This window comes from Paludibacterium denitrificans (assembly GCF_009707705.1).
Taxonomy (GTDB): domain Bacteria; phylum Pseudomonadota; class Gammaproteobacteria; order Burkholderiales; family Chromobacteriaceae; genus Paludibacterium_A; species Paludibacterium_A denitrificans.
Genome location: NZ_WLYX01000002.1, coordinates 121,845 through 140,217 on the forward strand (window position 1 = coordinate 121,845; position 18,373 = coordinate 140,217).

Sequence of the window (18,373 nt, forward strand, 5' to 3'; positions counted from 1 at the left end):
GAGTACACAACTCCCTCTCTGAGCACTGTCAGTAGACTTTGTGTAAATTCCCCTTATTTTCTGGATACCTCAAGGCGGTGTTTGATCTGAAAGCATTCATTGCTCAAGATAGGCTTGATCGACCGCCCCGGGTCGGGAGGTGTCCTAGACACCAACTGAAAGCTGACATTCTCGGCTAACCAGGGCGACAAGGGCAACTGACAGTCTTATACCGGCCGCTCTATTCGATCTAGTTGAACGTGGGCTTTGGCCGATGAGGGCACTGTTGGCAGCGAACGCTCGCTGCCAACTTCCTTGTGGCTACCTAGATTTCAATCTGCTCTGAAATTTCCAGTGCATCATCGACTTCGATGCCCAAGTACCGAACCGTGCTCTCCAGCTTGGTGTGGCCAAGTAAGATTTGTACAGCACGCAGATTTTTTGTCTTTTTGTAAATCAATGTTGCCTTGGTCCGACGTAACGAATGAGTGCCATAGATGGATGAGTCCAGACCTGCTGTCGAGACCCACCTATGCACAATCCGTGCGTATTGGCGAGTTGATAGGTGTGGAGAGTCCGCCAGCTAAGCTAGGAAACAGATACTGATCGCTTCGCAAGTGCGCTTTCTCTAGCCATGCAGACACCGCCAGCCTTGTCGGCTCCGTCAGTTCAAATTGCACAGGCCGTTGAGTCTTGCGCTGAATAACAATCGCACGGGGCAGAATCTGGTTTCCATGTGTCACGTCACGTACCCGTAGATTAACGAGATCACATCCACGAAGTTTGCTGTCGATAGCTAAGTTGAACATTGCCGGTCACGTACTGCGTGCTTGTTCTGAAGATGGATCCGGATAGCCCAGATATCCTTTGGCTTGAGTGGTGGCTTTTGGCCAATCAACTTGCCCTTGTTCCAGTGCTTCATGCTTTTGTGCAGTGTCCATGTCAGACTCCTTTTCAGTGAGAAGGAATCTGAGTATTGGCTGTCATGAACAGCATGGCAGGAAGAGCTTAAGTTCGGCCTTTGCTGACGTTCAATGGACCTCGTGGCATCGGCCGCTATCGCGAGTAAAGCGGCCCTCGGGTACATCTAGGAAGGCCGGTGTGTGATTCAGCGATGTAGCTCACTAGATGGCACAAGGATAGAAGGCGCAACCAAGTGGGCGCTGTCTCGATACACAACATGCACGCCGAGTTTGCTACGCCAGAACAGAGCTCCTTCGAGGAAAAGCGGCCAGTCTGCAGGCTCATGTTGAACTCCTTGCAGCCTCGCGACCGTCGTTGTCACCAATACGTCATGTGTCACAAAAACATGGATGCCTAGTTCGCCATCAGCCGACGACAACATGCTCTCCACCAGAAACCGAGGCCGCTTCATCAGGCTGTGCCATCCCGTGCAAAGCATCTTTGCCTGCAACAAGATGCCGCATGACCTCTTCGTGTCCAAGCGTCTCCCAATTTCTCCACGCCAAACTGCCATCCAGCACATACACACCGGGGTCACCCAGTAACCGGCTCTTGGCAATACGGGCATCGACACCCGAACCGAACCGCAAGGCTTCGGCCGTTTGAATGCAGCGGGGCAATGGGCTGCTATGCAATGATCTCAGGCGAGCACCAAGTTTCTGGCCCAGTTTGAGCGCAATGTCCTTGCCCGCGACGGTGATCGGCACTTCATTACCGGCTTCACCCGGAGGAAGTTCGTCTCGCACGGAGTGCCTCAGAAGCAAGGCGACAGGCTGATCGACCGGGATCTGCTCAAGATTACTCAGGAGTGACGCGGGGATCTCCCAACCGTGCGCCTTAGTCATATCGCCTCCGCACACAACACTGCAGGAAGCGCCGCTACTCGACGAACATCAACCAGAAGGAACCTTGCTTCAGCGAGCAACCGTTCAAAGGCCTTCTTCGAGCGCTCCCGTCCTCCGGTAGCCATCAGCAAGTGCAAGTCACACAAAGCGCCCGATACACCGTGCTTTTCCATCAGCATTTCGATGATGAAAAGTTGCCCTCCCGGCGAGAGGACAGCGCGAGCCTGAGCCGAGGATCTTGATTGCATCACCGTCGTCCCAGTCATGCAGCACTCTGGCCAGAATCACGACATCAGCCCGGATACTCCGTGGCTCAAAGAGATCACCAGGCAACCAGTTCAAGCCCGGCACCAAACCAAGGCTGTTGCGGGCCTGCTCAACCACTTCAGGCTTATCAAGCACGGTCACGTGAGCATCGGGATACGCACTCAGTATGTTCATTCCAAGCGTTCCGAACCCACCGCCTGCATCCACCACACGCTCACGGCCCTGCAAGCCGAGAGCATCCGGAATCAATGCGTAATCATGGCGGGCATAACTACGCAACATTAGGTGATGCCCCTGCAGACGTGCAGGATCTCTGGCCACATCGCCAAAAATATCCGGAGCGCGCCAATCCCCCTGAGCCTTAAGCGCCTCAGACAAGGACGACCACAAGTCGCCCAGAGCTCCTGAGTATTCGAGCGCAGCGTCCGCCAGACTCAGTGGATGGTCTGCCAACAGGAACTCACCACGAACGCTCAATCCCCAGTTTTCAGCATTACGCTCAACAAGTCTGAGCTCCCCGGGGCCCGCAGCAGTCGCATGGCTCCATCGCTGGAGAGCCCGCACTTTTCGGCTAGTGCGCCGGTGTGCAAGGCAAGGCCTCGATGACGCCCAGACGTATCGCTGCCGCAATCGTTTCAGTGCGCCAGTAACCAACCATATCGCCTGAAAGCGCCGCAAATTCAGACTGTCTAGCAGGGCGAAGTTCGACCAGTGCGTTGCCCCTGCTCGTTGATGACCTCCAGTGCCACCATCAAATCGCTCCACTCTTGCCTGACCGTTATAGAACGGTTCAACAGCCGCAAATCGTCGCACATAGGCAGGTACTCCACGCAGATCAACGTGCATCCAGCCGTCGCCATCACGCGCGCGTGCGAAACCCTTGTGAAAAACGTCCAGATCAGTGAACCAGTTGCCATGCAACGGCTTACCGTTCAGATCCAGATGCGTGCATAGACCTGCGTCATTCTGGATGACACAGAATCCGTCCTTGTAGTCTCCGGCATAGCGCCGGGTTTCCGGATACGCGAATGAGCCATCCGAGCGCACATGTCGATAGCGACCATCTCGCAATCGCACCGTACAGCGTTCGCCCTGAAAGTTTCCGGACCAGTCATACCGCTCAGGATAGGCATCGCTTCCGTCTGGACGAATGTGGTGCCAGCCATCCCGGGCCTGTACCGTAGAGAAACCTTCATAGAAACCAAATGTGCGAATGAAACGGCGGGAATAGGCTGCATTGCCATCCGGCCCAATATGCCGAGCCTCATCGCCACGCTTTACAGGCGCGAGGCCCGGCGCATGGAACTTGAGCACTTCGTCAAAGCACCCGGAATACGCTGGCTGACCATCGCACTCATGGTACTTCCCGCATGCAGATACGCTCAGATCACGCCAGTTCATAGAGCCTCCCCCGCAGGCTTTCTCATGTTGCAGGAGGCACACAGAGATCGATTCCTGTAACTGGCAACCAGAGCGCGGTAAGCATCACCCTGCCAGATATCGAGCAAGGGGGTGTCGAGCAATTCGCCGAACTCTCCCAAAGCCCTGCGCTGCGCGTCCGGCGCACAGCATGGATCGAATCGCCCTTCAGCACTGACCCATGCCTCTTGCCCCGTGAATGGGCACAGGCCATCAGGCGTGAGTTCCTGGGTCGATCCTTCGTCCAGCGAAAAGATGTTTTCCAGCAGAATCGCGCGCCCATTTGCGAGCGGCTGTTCCAGAGCGATCTTTCGAGCCTGCTCGACAGCGAGATTCCAGCGCCGGATCGCGTCAGCATTGCGGCGCATCGACAAGGCTTCGATTTCAGGAAAATGCGCCCAGAGATGGTGGCCTTTGATCCGATCCACGCCGATTTCGATACCGAGTCGCACGATATCGGCCAACTCCTCGACGTTGGATTCCAGAAAGGTCAGTTGGAGCGTCACGCGGCAACGGTTGCCGCCATTCGCTGCATGCGCATCACGCACCGCAATGAACTCACGCAAGTTGTGCAGCGATTCTTCCCATTTCGAGCCCAACATGATCGATTCATGAGTGGTCTTGCAGGCGGCGTTCCGTGAGATCTTCACATCGGAGGTGACCGGCACAATGCGTGCGGCCCAATCGCCAGCCCCGTACTTCGGGAAGGTCCCGTTGGTCGTCAGATTCAGTTTGACGTCGTGCTTCGCACACAAAGCCGGGATGTCCTCGAAATGCTCATAGAGCAAAGGCTCACCCATGGTTGAAGGGATGATTTCACGCAGTCCTTTACCAGCCGTTTCCTCGACGACACGCTTCAGCATCTCGAAGGGCATGCGACGATGACGGCGCCCATCGAGCTTGCGCAGAGGTTGCAACGTGCTGTGCGGCGAATGCTCTTCGCACATCACGCACTTGAGGTTGCAGGTATCCGGGTTGGTATCAAAAGTAATGCGCCGGGTGCTTGCGCATGCGAAAGCTTTGTTCTGTCTCGCCGACGAAGGACTCGCTGATACAAGGCTTCGATATCCTGCACGTGGGTATCAATATCGGGAATGTCACCATCCTGGCTGAAAACATAGCCACGACTCCCGAGTTTGGCCGCCAGTTCAGGAGCATCGACAAAACGCTGCATCTGCTCCGCCAGTGCAGCGAATGAGCGATGCTCGAACAAGAGCCCATTAACCTCGTGGTGGACATACTCGGCCATCCCGCCGGTATTGGCGGTGATCACCGGTACGCGAGCCTGCTGAGCCTCATGGATGACCAGCGGCGAGTTCTCCACCCATACCGATGGCACAACAATCGCATCCACGCGATCAAAAACATCGCGAACGATATCCTGATTCCTGTATTCAGGCATCCACTCGATCTTGTTTGCGATCTCGGCTGGCAGGCTTGCGGCGATGTCTTTCAGCGCGGCCGTTTCCTGACCACGCGGGCGCCCCCAGATCCTGAGCCGGGCTTTGCCGGTGAGCTGCCCAAAGGCACGGATCAGGTCATGAATTCCCTTGGCGGGTATGTGGGTGCCAATGTACCCAAACGTGAATTCCGGTTCCTGAACCCTGATGCGGTTGGCGGAACGCCTTCTGTCGAAACCGTAGTCCAGATAGATAAGTTGGCGCTCGGGCAGGCCGAAGTCATGGCGATAGCGCTCCAACAGGTAACGCGCCGGGGCAATGAACACATCCACCAGTTCGGCCATCTCACGCATGTGTGCCATGCGGCGCTTCACCCAGTCTTGCCAGTAAGTCACATCCGCTTCATATTCATCGGCGGCACCGCTGAAGTAACGCGCATAACAACGCTCGGCACACTTGCGATCTTCCTGCCCATCACATGCCGCCCAAAGATTGTCAGGATCTTCGGGGAGGGTTTGCATGAATTGGCCGCGCGGACACATGACCCAATAGTCGTGAAGCGTGTAGACAATCGGTATCCCGCGATTGGCCGCAGCCCTCAGTAACGACGTCGAGAGATGATTGAGGTGACCGACATGTACAATATCGGGCTGCACCTCGTCCAATACCTCGGCGAAGCGCTGATCTATCCCTTCAGCCCGATATCTGTCCTTGAGCCGCGGGTTGTTTACCAGATGCAGAGTGATCCTTGCGTCATCGGGATCTCGCTCCTTGCGAAGACGATAGTCCGGCGCGAAGGGATCCTCTTCGCGGGTAAAGACATGGACCTCGTGTCGATCAGCCAGCCCCTGACACAACGTCTGGCTATAGACCTCGGAACCGGCGTTGTAGCGCATCGGATAACCGTGAATTACCTTCAGAATTTTCATACAGATGCCTCCGCTGCACTGCGCAATTCAAGTTCGTGCCTGAAGTCTTCGATGAGACGCATCAAGCCCACTTCCAAAGAAGTTTCAGATTTCCAGCCAAGAAGCTCCTGCGCTCGCGCCGGGTCGCCATAGAACCGAGCAACGTCGTAAGACCGTGGTGCCGCCTCTGTAACGGCAGCGCCGCTCTTTGCAAGTCGGCAACAGGTCGCTGCGAGTTCGCCTAGCGAAGTCGGATGCCCTGAAACCAGATGCACTGGGGACAATGACTGCTCTCCGGACTCCAGCAGTCCGATCAAGGCACGAAGACCTCGAACGACGTCATTGACGTGGGTAAAGTCGAAGGTGTGATTGCTGCCATCTACGCGCAAGGGCAAGCCTTCAACGGCAGCCCGGCAAACGCTGGAATGACTCGATCTGCGTGATCCTTCGTACAGCCGTACACATTCGAAAGTCGGACGACAGCAGACTGTAGGCCATGGCTACGCGCCTCCAGAACGAGGCGCTCGCCTTCAGCCTTGGAGCGTGCATAGACGTTGAGTGGATTCAACGCGGCCGTTTCAACAACTGGGAGCGATGAAGTCTGCCCGTAAACCTCTCGACTACTCGAAAACAGAATCCACGGTTTAGAACTCTGGGCCAACGCTGCCTTAATGAGGTTTTGCAGGCCCGTAACATTTGTGAGCCAACACAGGTCTGGATCTCGTTGCCCCCAGACAACCCTTGAAACGGCCGCCAGGTGAACAACACCGGCGCATCCCTGAATGGCCGCATCTATGTCGGCTTGGCGGGTCACATCACCGAGACTCTCCCCGAGGCACTGTAGATCCAGTTCTTTGACCCAAAAACCATCATCTCTGAGCGACGCGCAAAGTCGCCGCCCCACTAGGCCGCGAGAACCGGTGACCAATACTGTCTTTGTCATGTTTTTCCCAAAATTGAGAGCCAGTACTTCCGCAAGGGTAGTTCCGGCAAGTGAAGCAATCAGTAGCGTTGTTCAGGCTTCTACGCTTGCTTCAAATGGGAAGGGGCGATCCGGAGTCGTTGCTGCGCAAGTGTTGTCAACGCAGTTCCATCCTGAGGTGAGTAACACCAATTCCAGCAGTACTGGGATGAGGTCTGAGTAAGCTGAACAGATCGTCGGTCGATGCCGACTTTTGACAGGGAATGACACACAGGTTTGCTCCTTCAGGTTAAGTCAGAACAGACCGTCACTACTCCCCTCTGGTCTGGGAAGCGCCCGGAGCAAAGCTAAGCGTGAGGTCTGAACTGACACTCGGGTCGTTTCTGCAGAGGTACGTACCCACCGACGAAGTCGTTGTCCAAGACCCGATCCAAGACACAATATAGATATATCAATGCTTTCTGAATGCTATGCAAATTTTTGATTCGGCACAACAGCTGTCTTTTCGGCTCAACTATTTGTCGACACTTCGCTGTCCGCCCATGAAACGACAACCCTGTTGAGCCAACTAGACGTCGGCAGTGTTTGGGGAGGCGGACGCCGTCTCGCTGAGAAACTCAAGCCCATGCCCGCTGAAAGTCGACACCCTTCTGGTTGTGCCAGTCGCCGGTCTCTGTAAGGTCCTTGCGGGTAGCGACGCGGTAGACTTCTTCGATCTGGCTGTTGCTCATTTATCACCCCCAAAGAGTGGGAGTGATAATTATATATCTAAATGACATTAGAGTAGTACATGTTATTGCTATATGTCATTTTTTTCTTCAACGGTGCATGTCCGAAGTTCTGTGTAAACCTGCCGGTGTTCGGTACTGTGCTTACTGGCTGCAAAGGCCGAGCTTGAGACCTTGGCCCCGTATCCCGGCAATGGCTGCTCCCGGCCGATTCTGTTGAAAAACCCGGTAGCACAGCCGATTCCTGTGGATGTAGAGGCCATTTTTCATGGATCTAATCGTAAAAACGGTCTAAAAAGACCGCTTTTCTAAGCTATTTCATCTCATTTCGTTTCCAGCAGGCGCAACTTGCCCACCAAGGGGGTGAATCGGGCTGGCCAGCTTGGCCAATCGACGCAAATTCTGGGCAATGGCGGCCGTGGTAAATTCGTCTTGCGCACCCGACAGCCCCCGAAGGCGAAGTCTGTCGAGCTTCAGGATCCGCTTGAGGTGTGCGAACAGCATTTCCACTTTCTTACGTTCGCACCGAGATTGCTGATACCCCTCAGTTTCACGGAGGCGTCGGGCAACATCGCGAGCGTTCTCATGGATGCTGCGGGCAATCTTCCGGAAAGTCATATTCGGACAGCACTGCGGCTTCATCGCGCAATCCTTACAGTCCGACTGGCTGGCTCGGTAAATGATGGTGTCGGCCTGTGTGACGTGGCTGCGCGGATTTTTGAATGGGCGCCAGTTGCTCCGCAGTGGTTTGCCTGCCGGACAACGATATTCGTTTGCTTCAGCGACCCATGTGAAGTCGCTGTTTGAGAAAGTGTCATCCTTTCGCGCGCTCTTATCCCAGACTGGCATGTGCGGCTCAATTCCTTTCTCCTCGACCATCCAGCCCAGCATGGGGGCGGTGCCATAAGCCGTATCGCCAATCAGCCGTTTGGGACGCAGTTCGAAGCGCTCCTCAACACGATCGACCATGGTCTTGGTAGAGTCGACCTCTGCCGTACGATGGTAAGCGTGGCTTCGACATCTAGGATGACACCATGCGCGGTGTCGATTAGGTAATTGGTCGAGTAGGCAAAGAAGGCGATCCCACCAGTAGCGGCAGTCCAACGGGACTGGGGATCGCTCAAGGAGGTCTTCCGCGTGACAGGTTGCGCCTCGGCGTCAGCATCGAGGGCGGCTAAATACTCCCGGACCGCTCGTTTGTTGTGCGCAGGATCCCGCCAATTCACTTGCTCACCCGGAGCAATACTCAGGTCATGGCTTGCGTCGGCAGCAATCAGGCTGGCATCGACCGCAAAGCCTTCTCCTTTGATCAGCCCTGCAGCCATGCAACGAAGAACAACCTGGTCAAACAGCCAACGGAACGTCTCGCTTTCCCGAAAACGCCCGTGCCGATTCTTGGAGAAAGTCGAATGGTTGGGCACCGCATCTTCCAGGCCTAAGCGGCAAAACCAACGGTAGGCGAGATTGAGATGGACTTCCTCGCACAACCGGCGTTCAGAGCGAATGCCATAGCAATAGCCGATGATAAGCATGCGAATCATCAATTCCGGATCGATGGACGGCCGTCCGGTGTGACTGTAGTGGTCAACCGGTGGTGGCGTAGTTGGCTTAGGTCGAGACAGCGATCGATGCCGCGCAAGAGGTGCTTTGGGGGGATGTGGCCTTCAATGTTGAAGGAATAGAACAATCGCTCCTGACCACCTGTCTGCTGCCCCATCATATCGACACCTCGGCGTCTCAATGCACTAGGCATAGTTTACCGCCGCATCAGAGGAGCCGGGAGTTTTTCAACACAATCGGCCGATAGTAGTTCTTCACGGCAGGAGACTAATCCACACTTGCTAGTCAACTATTAAAGATAAATTACCCACCAAACACGTGACGTGTGGTACTACTTGCCACCGCAGATTGCCCGCCCTTTGAACAAGCCTATGTCACATCCTGTGTAGTGGTACCCCTTGCCAATCAGACAGCGGTAAAAATTGTCTTCCGTGCGTTTTCGGGCTGATTCATAGTCTTCTCCTGCATGCATCTGATTCCTTGTATCGAATCCGACGCCCCCATTTATTCGGCCTCCGCATGCTACCCAGTCATTCAAGCGTGATTCTGGTGAGGATTCAGGCTTACTCCATAGTTCAACGAAAGGCTTAATCGACTTAATTAGCCTTTCTCGTTCTAATGAACAAGGTCCGTTTATGCACTGGCCATAGAGACATCCCGATAAAATCAATACAAGCGCCAGAGGTAAATAGGTAATGAATTTCAAGATACTACCTTGCTTATGTATGATGGATGTCGCACGAAATATGCATTTGTAATTTACATGCAAATTTACGCGTAATGCATGCTCGTGTGCAAGCCAACGCCCGCCACATCTCCATAGCAGCTATAGCTGCTGCCCGTTTCTCGCCGTCCCACCGAGCGGTTGTCCTCCTCAGGTGCACACCACGTTGATTTCCAAGTTACTGCTGGGGATAATCCATTTGGCCGCACTGGAATACGTGAAATAGCGCTGTACGTATTGCAACTCCGAAAGGGCGTGCACACGCAGGGGGTGGCGTCCTGCCTGTGCGGCCACATCCTTCTTGACCTATTACGCATCAAACGACATTCCAAAGAAAAAAGCCAGGTAAATCCGGGCTTTCGCTCCTACGCTTCCGGTATTTCGATTGTCCCTTCAAGATATTGAACAGCGTGACCAGAGATATATACCCGGTCGTCTTGTACGCGACAATGTAGTAATCCGCTGCGGCGTGAGACCTGCATGGCCACGAGTTCTGACCTACCCAAACGGTCAGACCATAATGGCGCGAGCGCCGCGTGAATAGATCCGGTCACCGGATCTTCATCTCCGCCATTGGCAGGCCAGAAGTAGCGGGACACAAAATCATGTTGATCTCCGCGCGCTGTTACGACGACATCGAGCGGGCCAAGTGCCGACAGCAGATTGAGTTCAGGGACAACGGATCGTACCTCCTGTTCTGTTCCGTAGATGGCAACATAGGCTTGCTGGTTTATCAGCACTTCTTGAGGCCGTATCGAAAGCCCCCGGATCAGGTTTGCGGGTATTTCGTCCAGCTTTTCAGACCGACGTTGCGGGAAGCTCATTTCGATCAGACCGTCACGTGTATGGCAAACGGTAAGTCGACCGACCGCTTTCGCAACAAATTCGATGACTTCCAAATCAGCACATTGCTGGAAGATCACATATGCACTTGCCAGCGTGGCATGTCCACAAAAAGCGATTTCGGTTAGTGGAGAAAACCAGCGGATATCAAATGCGCCGTCGGCATTTTTCACGAAGAATGCTGTTTCTGACAGGTTGTTCTCAGCGGCGATTGCCTGCATCAAACTATCGGGCAACCAGCGTTCGAGTGGCACTACCGCAGCGTAGTTGCCTCTAAATACCTTATCCGTAAATGCGTCAATCTGATAGATCGGCAATTTCATGAGATGTCCCTGTTCAAATTGATAGATTAGTCAGCAACCGGCAGTCCATTCCTTGAACTGTTTCGAGTCCAATCATTTGCTTTGGGCTAGATAAATAATCAAATTATGCCAATAGTCTATCGCGACCACATCCCTAGTAGCCCGTTCTGGCCGGTAGCTCCCATATAACAGTTATTGCTCGACCAGCCGCTTTGGCCGAACGGCCAGCCGACTAAGCAGGTGCAGCGTCAACTGGTCGTAGATGGTTGAAAAGTCCGCCATATTTCAAAACAGAAAATCAGAAGCGATTCAGTGTCATTTCATCCAGCCCGCCAGCCCTGGAGAGCGCCCCGTCAATCGCTAGTGAGAATGGGGTGCCACAGTTAATGCGCAGAAAGTTCTCAAAGCGGCCGGTATTAGAAAACAAGCCACCAGGGCGCCAGATGGATACCCTCTTCCAAAGCTTGGTAAAAGAGCGTTTCAGCTGAAATTGCGGGAGGTAGCTCTATCCACAAGAATAATCCACCGCCCTGGATGACTCAAGCGGGAGCCTTCTGGAAAGTGCTCAGCAATAGCGGTGGCATAGTGATCACGCTGCGTCGTCAGCGTCAGACGTAAGCGACGCAGATGGCGTTCGTAGTTTCCCGAGGCAATAAACTCTGCAATGGCCCGTTGGGCCACCGCTTCATTGGAATGGGACTGCGCGTACTTGAGCATCTCCACTTTATCGTGCCAGCGTCCGGCACTAATCCAGCCGATCCGGAGGCCGGGCGACAACGATTTATTCAAGGAGGCACAATGAATCACGTTGCCACGGAGGTCCCACGATTTGAGTGCACGGAGAGGGAGCTTCCGGCAGGCCAGCGCTGAGTATGTGTCGTCTTCAATCAAAGGAAGATTCCGTGATTCGCACCATGCCACCGAGGGCCTGCTTGTGGCCATCCGGCATCACACAGCCGAGGGGGTTCTGCACATTGGGGACCACCACCAAGGCACGCAGCATGGGATAGTGATCGGCTGCCCGCTGCAACGCTTCCAGTGAGATACCGCTAGAGGGACTCGTCGGGATCTCCAGCACTTTCAACTTCAGACTATCCAGAACCTGTAACAAACCAAAGAATGTGGGCGATTCCACGGCCACCAGATCTCCCTGCTGGGTGACCGCACGTAAGGCCAGGTTCAAGGCCTCAATACACCCATGGGTCACGATGATGTCGTCAGGGGAGAGAAGCATTTGGGCCGTTAGCGCACGATGTGCCAACGCTATACGCAGGCTTTTGTCTCCATTGTGGGGGACGGGGTGGGCTTTGTTGCACAAATCTGGGCTTGTATACGTCCGGTAGAATGACGGCATGAGCAAGCCCCTCCCTCCCAAGTACCAAACCACCAACTGGCAGACCTACAATCAGTCCCTCAAGCAGCGAGGGCAACTACTCCTCTGGCTCGACAAGGCTATGAACTGGCTAGCGCTTACCACTGGTAAACGGGGGCGCCAGCCAACGTTTACCGACGCCGCCATTCAGTTCTGTCTCACCATTAAATGCCTTTTTGGCCTCGCGTTACGCCAAACCACTGGCATGGTCGAAAGCATGCTGCATTTGGCCGGGCTCGACTGGGCGGTGCCTGATTTCAGTACGCTCTCCCGACGCCAGAAAGACCTACAAGTGCGTATCCCGGTACAGAAAAAGCAGGGTTGCCTGCATCTGCTGGTGGATAGCACCGGCATAAAGATGATGGGCGAAGGCGAGTGGAAGGTGAAAAAGCATGGTGCAGACTACCGCCGCCAATGGCGCAAGCTGCATCTGGGGGTAGATGCGCAGACGCTGGAAATCCGTGCAATGGAAGTGACGGACAACCGCACTGGCGACGCCACCATGCTGCCAGAGCTGCTATCGCAAATCCCAGCGTCAGAAGAACTGATGACGGTAACCACGGATGGGGCGTACGACACGCGCCTGTGTCACGCTGCGATTGCAGAACGTGGCGCAGCGGCCATCATTCCCCCGCGGCGAAACGGTCAACTCTGGAAAGGGAATTCACAGGGCAATCAGGCTCGCAATGAGTCACTGCGCGCGGTGAAGTACTTGGGAAGGACGCTCTGGAAAAAGTGGACTGGCTACCATCGCCGCAGCCTGGTCGAGACGAAAATGCATTGCTTCAAATTGTTGGCAGACCGCGTCAAATCGCGGGACTTTGACCGGCAGGTTGCAGAGCTTCAAATCTGTGCTGCGATACTCAATCGCTTTACTGCGCTGGGCACGCCGCACACGGTCCGCATGGGATAAGTCCGCCCGGGGTTTGGGGTAGTTCGGCCTTTAACTGATTTGTGCAACAAAGCCATATTTTACTGAGCGTACAGAGCCGGAACGCGATTCTCCGGCTACCAAGCGATCAAACTGAGCGATCTGGAAGCGTTGGAGCAGCAATGATCGCTGTGGCTTGGTGGAAACCAAGATGCATTGTGCAACCGCAGGGGGAAAGAGGGGCAATCCGGCGCTTCAATGGCCAAGAGGCACAGCGGCAAGCGAGTGGGAACATCTTGAACAGCTTCAGCATACTAAGCCATCCATGCCCGGTAGTGATGGGATAAATCTGCTGGAGAACGAGGTAAATCATCTTGCCCTAGATTTATAAAACAGGGCCATTTTGACTAAACAGACCACACATTGTATGGTCTGTTATCTAATAATCAGTATTTTATTATAAACTAATACTATTTACGAAAAATAGGAATCATCCAGCAGCATGTCCTCGAAGAAGCCACCGTAAGTATGGTCGACATTCCAGATATGAATCTCAAGAACCCACAACTGAGCAGAAGGACAGAAATCAACCTCCGCCATCGGACCCTCATAAACAGCAGCATGAGGGAAATCAGAGATCCTGTGGCCAGATAAATCCAAATTAAGAACCCAGCCACGCTGTTTAGCTGCCGCGGCAGCAATTTCGTATAGTTTCCGTCCACTACCACCTGTCTTCAGCCAATATTTTCTTACCTCGTGAAAAATCTCTCGTGCGTCATTGGCACAACGTAGCTTCTCTTTATCGGAACCAATAACAAAGGTCTCACCACCATCCCCCTCAAGATTATTCCAAATCGGCCCGATATCGATAAAGAAGATGTCATCTTCTCCCAAACGAATGCCCGGATCTGATGCGGCGCCAAAAGTTTTTGTCGTATTGGCTCCGAAGCGGACATAGACATCGTGCCACCCTCGCAGCATTTTTTTCTCCGCCAGAATATCTTTGGCCATCTCCACGGCATCTTCTTCAAGCATGCCCGGTTTTACTGCAGCAGCAATCGCACGAATAGCATCTCGCGTCATCCCCCTGACTTTAAACATCTTATCCCTATCATAGTTTTTTCCAACTGTTTCCAACTCTTGTTTGGCTATTGCAGTCATAAATGTCTCCTATCGATTTTTTGGAAAATTTGGACATCACCAAAGGTGGTCCGGAATGGTGAAATCAAGGCCCATGAGTGTCTTAGTCACGATTAGCTGACATGCCAACCTGTCACCTGAGCGAAATTCGTCTAATGTTGTCAGTAGGCGTTTTTCCGCATGACTTACAGGTTTTAACTTTTCTACCCATTTTGGGTTTATGTTTACCCGACAGGTACCACAGGAGGCATGTCCACCGCAGATTCCCTTGATATGACCGCCTATACGCAATGCTTCCATGAGCGAGCTACCCTCAGGAAGATTGAGTTGTGTTGATTGGCCGTTAGGACCATGCATTGATACCTTAACCAGTTGGTTAGGTGTGACAGAGCCTGTAACCAATTGCCCGAATGCATCCGCGAAGAAGGCCTGATCCGGTAGGTTGCAGGTTTTTGTCAGGATTACCCTTGCTGCATTAACCATGGCTGGAGCCCCGCACGCATAAACATAATCATCATTTAGGCTCGGGTGATCACGAGCTGCCACTTGTTGGATATATCCAACTTCACCAGACCAAGCGGGCTCTGGATTGCTGAGTACGGGTATGTAATGGAACTTCCCAAAGGCGTTTTCCAGATCACGCATTTGCTTTGAAAAATAGAGATCGGATGATCCCCTGCCCCCCCAATATAGCCATACGGGGTTCTTACTCCCGGCCTCTAATATCTGTTCCAACAACGCTTTCAGAGGTGCCAATCCAGTACCCGTTGCGAGCATTAGAATCTTGCTTGATGTACTTGCTGGATTGACCCGAGTGCAGTTTCCATATGGGCCATGGACCTTCAGTCGACTTCCGGGCTCAATCTCTGTTCGAAGTAACTCAGAAAATTTTCCGTGTTTATGCAACCGAATGTGCAACTCGATAACGCCATCGTTTGCCCACACGTTTGCCATCGAATAGGACCTGACGTCACCATCTGCTAATTCAATATTTAGGAACTGGCCTGCCTGATACTCCATGCCTCTTTTCTGTGGCGAGACCATGCGGAGGCGTACTACTGAGTTATTTAGGAACTCTTTGTCGAGTACCTCTAACTCATAGAAGTTACTATCGTACGATGACATGGCATCCTTCCTACTAGGCATTTCATTGAACTGTTGACAATATCCTAACAAGTTACTGGCCCTATTACATGGTCCAGTTTTCAAAATATTGCCGGTCCAGATTGGATTGAATACCGGAGTAAAGAGGGGAATATATTGTGTGCTTGAGGTTTTCGTCACTGCACCAGACACCGTGACTAGCGACTGAAACAGCACAGAAAGACTGTGGGTGATACTCGAACCTACTAGGGCAGAGCGTTAAAGCAGATAGCACCATACGCCAGACTTGCTCTGGACCATTAGAAACATCAAGAATTGGAACTCTTACCAGTCCAACTGGAGTTTTGATGTTAAGACCATGGTCCTTGAAACTGCCTTTGCAGCAAGGCAGCGAACTGCCGCTGCACTTGCAAATTACTCAAGCAGTGGTAGCGGATATCCGCGCCGCACGTTTACGTCCAGGCGATGCCTTACCCAGCAGCCGAGTGCTGGCTGCTGATTTGTCAATCAACCGCAAGACGGTTGTATTGGCTTACGATGAGTTACAGGCACAAGGCTGGATTGAGCAGCAACCCCGCCGTGGGGCGTTCGTCTCAGCTCGTCTACCCACATTCACGTTGCAAGCCAGCGAACCAATAATCCCCGCTGAGTTACCACTTAGGAGGGTCTCACCAACCCTGACGGACTATTTCGGTGAAACGAGAAAGAGGGAAACTGGCAAATTGGTGTTTTCCGATGGCATACCTGATACCCGTCTGATTCCCTACGATGTCCTAGCCAGAGCCTATCGCCACGCAATGGTGACGTTGGTACGCCATAACCAGCTCGGTTACGGAGACCCCGCAGGCACACCGGAATTGCGTACCGCCATCGCAAATATGCTGCGAATGGAGCGTGGACTTAATGTGCGCCCTGAACAAGTATGTGTGGTACGAGGTAGTCAGATGGGCATCTACCTTGCAGCAAGGTTACTGGTAGATCGAGATAGTTGCGCGGTATTTGAATCACTTAGTTACCCCCCAGCACGTGAGGCATTTCGTAGTTGCGGAGCTACGGTGCTGAATGTGGCGCAAGATGAGAACGGATTACTACCTGATGCATTGGAAGATCTATGCCGTACCCACACAGTACGTATCGTGTATGTGACTCCACATCATCAATTTCCTACAACAGTGATGCTACCTGCTGACCGGCGTATGCGTCTGTTGGCACTAGCTGAACAATATGGCTTTGCCATTGTTGAGGACGACTACGATCACGAGTTTCACTACCTGCATAGCCCGGTCCCACCTCTAGCAAGCTTGGACCGCAATGGAAGAGTGCTACATATCGGCTCATTGTCAAAGGTGTTAGCACCGGGACTAAGGCTGGGGTATTTGGTTGCTGCTGAAAGGGTAATTGAACGGTGTGCTGCCGAGATTATGCTAATTGATCGACAGGGTAATCAGCTCACTGAGCTGGCAGTAGGTGAGCTGATGTCCAGCGGTGAGTTACACCGTCATATCCGCCGTACACTAAAAGTGTATCAGGCCCGGCGTGACTTTGTTGCTACCTGTATTACTGAACGATTAGCTGGCTGGGGACAATTCGATCTGCCAGCTGGAGGCATCGCGTTGTGGCTGCGTTTTGTGTCACAGGTTGATATGCCAAGGCTCGTTGCTGATTGCGCCAAACAAGGGCTTCAAATCACAGATGGGCAGATTTTTTCACAAGAGACGACGCCAGTACGAGCTATTCGACTTGGCTTTGGCCACCTTACTGAGGCAGAACTAGACGCTGGGATCAGATGCTTAGCTGCAGCGTTAAAGCAACAAGTGGCAGGGGCTATTAATATAGATAGGTCAAATTTTCCCGACCGACCTAGATAGTTGTGAGACGTTGTTGGACTGCCCGAGGCAGTCCAACTGTACATACATCATAGGGAAGAGTGACTTACACTAAAATAAGCAGTCGATATTTAGTCTTTTTTATTTCAATACCCTTGAGATCTGATCAATTTCTCCATGAGATTAATGTCATTAATAATCTGTTTTGCCACAAGTTCTTTTATTATACCTTTCCCCTCTTGTAGCAATTCTAGGTCATTCGCAATTCCGGCATGAATCTCACGAAGAGCGGGTAGTGACCGAACACTATAGGGCAGTTTTGTCATTGCCGTTCGGAAATGAAGTTGAGCATCATTTGTTAAAATATTAGAAGATGTTCCGATACTCGAATTAGAAATATCATTCAACTCAATCTGTACAATGCTGCGTGTTTCATTCAGCTCGTTCCAAAAAGGTTTATTGATAGGTCCTATCGTATAACCTATTGGTTCGCTGTTTTGTGCCCGGCGAAAACTCTCTAATAAATTTGGAACCACTAACAAGATAGTTGAACCAAATAAAAGCATTACAAACATGGTGAGTTTATAGCTAATTCGGCGAGCATTGTGAGTATTCATACCTAGAACCATTATGCTATTAATAGCAAACCGAAAGCAAAATACCATTCAGCTTGTCAATTAATTTTAATGTTGAAATGAATGGCGAAGCGCTGAGTCGTCGAAATAACGAGTATAATTACTGATTGCATCTAATACAGTTATGACCCCTTCCTTGGCACTACTGCCCGGTTGCTTTCCTGTTAACTGTGTGCTGCCTTTCAATAATTGGGCGACAATAATATGGAGTTGTGCATCTGCTTTAGCATTGAGTTTGCAGTTAGAAACGATGCCAGCCACTTGTTTTTCGATTTCAACCGAAAGATCATCAAGCTTTGAAGGGGGAAATTCACCTTGGTGAATCGCTGGCATGGCTGATGAAAGTTGTAGGTAGATGGCCGCCATTCCTTGCCGCAAGGCAGCATCTGTTTGCCATTTCTTACCAGAATTTAACTCTAGTTGCAGCGTGTGTTGGTCATTGTGATCGTGCGGAAGAAGAGATTGACTAGCTGCATAACCCATACCGGGCAGGATTAATGCAATAAGCATACTACTTCGCAATAAATTTTTCTGGAACATATGTACATCCATCGGCTAATTATAA

The 18,373-nt window shown here is 52.4% G+C and carries 18 protein-coding genes and 1 pseudogene; 2 read left to right on the forward strand and 17 right to left on the reverse strand.

The genetic code is table 11. The features are described 5' to 3' along the window. Positions 1-304: 304 nt before the first annotated feature. The 13 genes and pseudogenes from GKE73_RS21215 to GKE73_RS21260 all read right to left on the reverse strand — a co-directional run bounded on the left by GKE73_RS21215 (position 305) and on the right by GKE73_RS21260 (position 12,214). A complete protein-coding gene (locus GKE73_RS21215; protein WP_280955282.1) occupies positions 305-562 on the reverse strand; it encodes a tyrosine-type recombinase/integrase in 258 nt (85 codons plus the stop codon). Positions 563-794: 232 nt separating this feature from the next. Beyond that, positions 795-920 carry a hypothetical protein gene (locus tag GKE73_RS24405; protein WP_280955272.1) on the reverse strand — a complete coding sequence of 42 codons (126 nt, stop codon included), beginning with the start codon at positions 918-920 and terminating at the stop codon, positions 795-797. A 387-nt stretch (positions 921-1,307) separates the two neighbouring features. Next, positions 1,308-1,787 (reverse strand): histidine phosphatase family protein, encoded by a 480-nt coding sequence (locus tag GKE73_RS21220; RefSeq protein WP_230371677.1) that lies wholly within the window; start codon positions 1,785-1,787, stop codon positions 1,308-1,310. After that, positions 1,784-2,035 (reverse strand): methyltransferase, encoded by a 252-nt coding sequence (locus GKE73_RS26335; protein WP_376767462.1) that lies wholly within the window; start codon positions 2,033-2,035, stop codon positions 1,784-1,786. Before GKE73_RS26335 ends, GKE73_RS21220 begins: the two co-directional genes overlap by 4 nt. Further along, positions 1,926-3,455, reverse strand: a complete 1,530-nt coding sequence (locus GKE73_RS21225) for a methyltransferase (protein WP_230371678.1) — start codon at positions 3,453-3,455, stop codon at positions 1,926-1,928. The genes GKE73_RS26335 and GKE73_RS21225 overlap by 110 nt, the downstream gene beginning before the upstream one ends. Further along, entirely contained in the window at positions 3,452-4,420 is a 969-nt protein-coding gene (locus tag GKE73_RS21230; protein WP_230371726.1) for a radical SAM/SPASM domain-containing protein, read from the reverse strand. Before GKE73_RS21230 ends, GKE73_RS21225 begins: the two co-directional genes overlap by 4 nt. Continuing rightward, a complete protein-coding gene (locus GKE73_RS21235) occupies positions 4,420-5,802 on the reverse strand; it encodes a glycosyltransferase (RefSeq protein WP_230371679.1) in 1,383 nt (460 codons plus the stop codon). The genes GKE73_RS21230 and GKE73_RS21235 overlap by 1 nt, the downstream gene beginning before the upstream one ends. Next, complete coding sequence (locus GKE73_RS21240; RefSeq protein WP_230371680.1) at positions 5,799-6,170, reverse strand: NAD-dependent epimerase/dehydratase family protein; 372 nt, start codon at positions 6,168-6,170, stop codon at positions 5,799-5,801. Before GKE73_RS21240 ends, GKE73_RS21235 begins: the two co-directional genes overlap by 4 nt. After that, positions 6,161-6,724 (reverse strand): NAD-dependent epimerase/dehydratase family protein, encoded by a 564-nt coding sequence (locus tag GKE73_RS26340; protein WP_376767463.1) that lies wholly within the window; start codon positions 6,722-6,724, stop codon positions 6,161-6,163. The genes GKE73_RS21240 and GKE73_RS26340 overlap by 10 nt, the downstream gene beginning before the upstream one ends. A 1,025-nt stretch (positions 6,725-7,749) precedes the next feature. Next, positions 7,750-9,151 (reverse strand): annotated as a pseudogene (locus GKE73_RS21245) (transposase). 929 nt (positions 9,152-10,080) lie between these two features. After that, positions 10,081-10,881, reverse strand: coding sequence for a PhzF family protein (locus GKE73_RS21250; RefSeq protein ID WP_230371681.1), 801 nt, complete (start codon positions 10,879-10,881; stop codon positions 10,081-10,083). Positions 10,882-11,340: 459 nt separating this feature from the next. Next, complete coding sequence (locus GKE73_RS21255) at positions 11,341-11,649, reverse strand: hypothetical protein (protein ID WP_230371682.1); 309 nt, start codon at positions 11,647-11,649, stop codon at positions 11,341-11,343. 94 nt (positions 11,650-11,743) lie between these two features. Beyond that, the gene (locus GKE73_RS21260; RefSeq protein WP_280955273.1) at positions 11,744-12,214 is read right to left on the reverse strand and encodes an aminotransferase class I/II-fold pyridoxal phosphate-dependent enzyme; all 471 of its coding nucleotides are present in this window, start codon (positions 12,212-12,214) and stop codon (positions 11,744-11,746) included. Here GKE73_RS21260 and GKE73_RS21265 point away from each other — a divergent pair. After that, on the forward strand, positions 12,213-13,145 hold the full coding sequence (locus GKE73_RS21265) for an IS5 family transposase (RefSeq protein WP_230371080.1): 933 nt from the start codon (positions 12,213-12,215) through the stop codon (positions 13,143-13,145). The genes GKE73_RS21260 and GKE73_RS21265 overlap by 2 nt on opposite strands. A gap of 432 nt (positions 13,146-13,577) precedes the next feature. Here GKE73_RS21265 and GKE73_RS21270 read toward each other — a convergent pair whose 3' ends face one another. Next, positions 13,578-14,264: a M24 family metallopeptidase gene (locus GKE73_RS21270; RefSeq protein WP_230371684.1), complete on the reverse strand. Its 687-nt coding sequence runs from the start codon at positions 14,262-14,264 to the stop codon at positions 13,578-13,580. A 36-nt stretch (positions 14,265-14,300) separates the two neighbouring features. Next, entirely contained in the window at positions 14,301-15,368 is a 1,068-nt protein-coding gene (locus GKE73_RS21275) for an NAD(P)H-flavin reductase (RefSeq protein WP_230371685.1), read from the reverse strand. A gap of 344 nt (positions 15,369-15,712) precedes the next feature. Between GKE73_RS21275 and pdxR the strand changes: the two genes are divergently transcribed. After that, positions 15,713-17,215: a MocR-like pyridoxine biosynthesis transcription factor PdxR gene (pdxR, locus tag GKE73_RS21280; protein ID WP_230371686.1), complete on the forward strand. Its 1,503-nt coding sequence runs from the start codon at positions 15,713-15,715 to the stop codon at positions 17,213-17,215. Positions 17,216-17,319: 104 nt separating this feature from the next. On the opposite strand, the gene GKE73_RS21285 is transcribed toward pdxR, so the two are convergent. Together GKE73_RS21285 and GKE73_RS21290 are read right to left on the reverse strand one after the other, a co-directional pair. Then, positions 17,320-17,790 carry a hypothetical protein gene (locus tag GKE73_RS21285; RefSeq protein WP_230371687.1) on the reverse strand — a complete coding sequence of 157 codons (471 nt, stop codon included), beginning with the start codon at positions 17,788-17,790 and terminating at the stop codon, positions 17,320-17,322. Positions 17,791-17,856: 66 nt separating this feature from the next. Next, the gene (locus GKE73_RS21290; RefSeq protein WP_230371688.1) at positions 17,857-18,360 is read right to left on the reverse strand and encodes a hypothetical protein; all 504 of its coding nucleotides are present in this window, start codon (positions 18,358-18,360) and stop codon (positions 17,857-17,859) included. Positions 18,361-18,373: the final 13 nt, after the last annotated feature.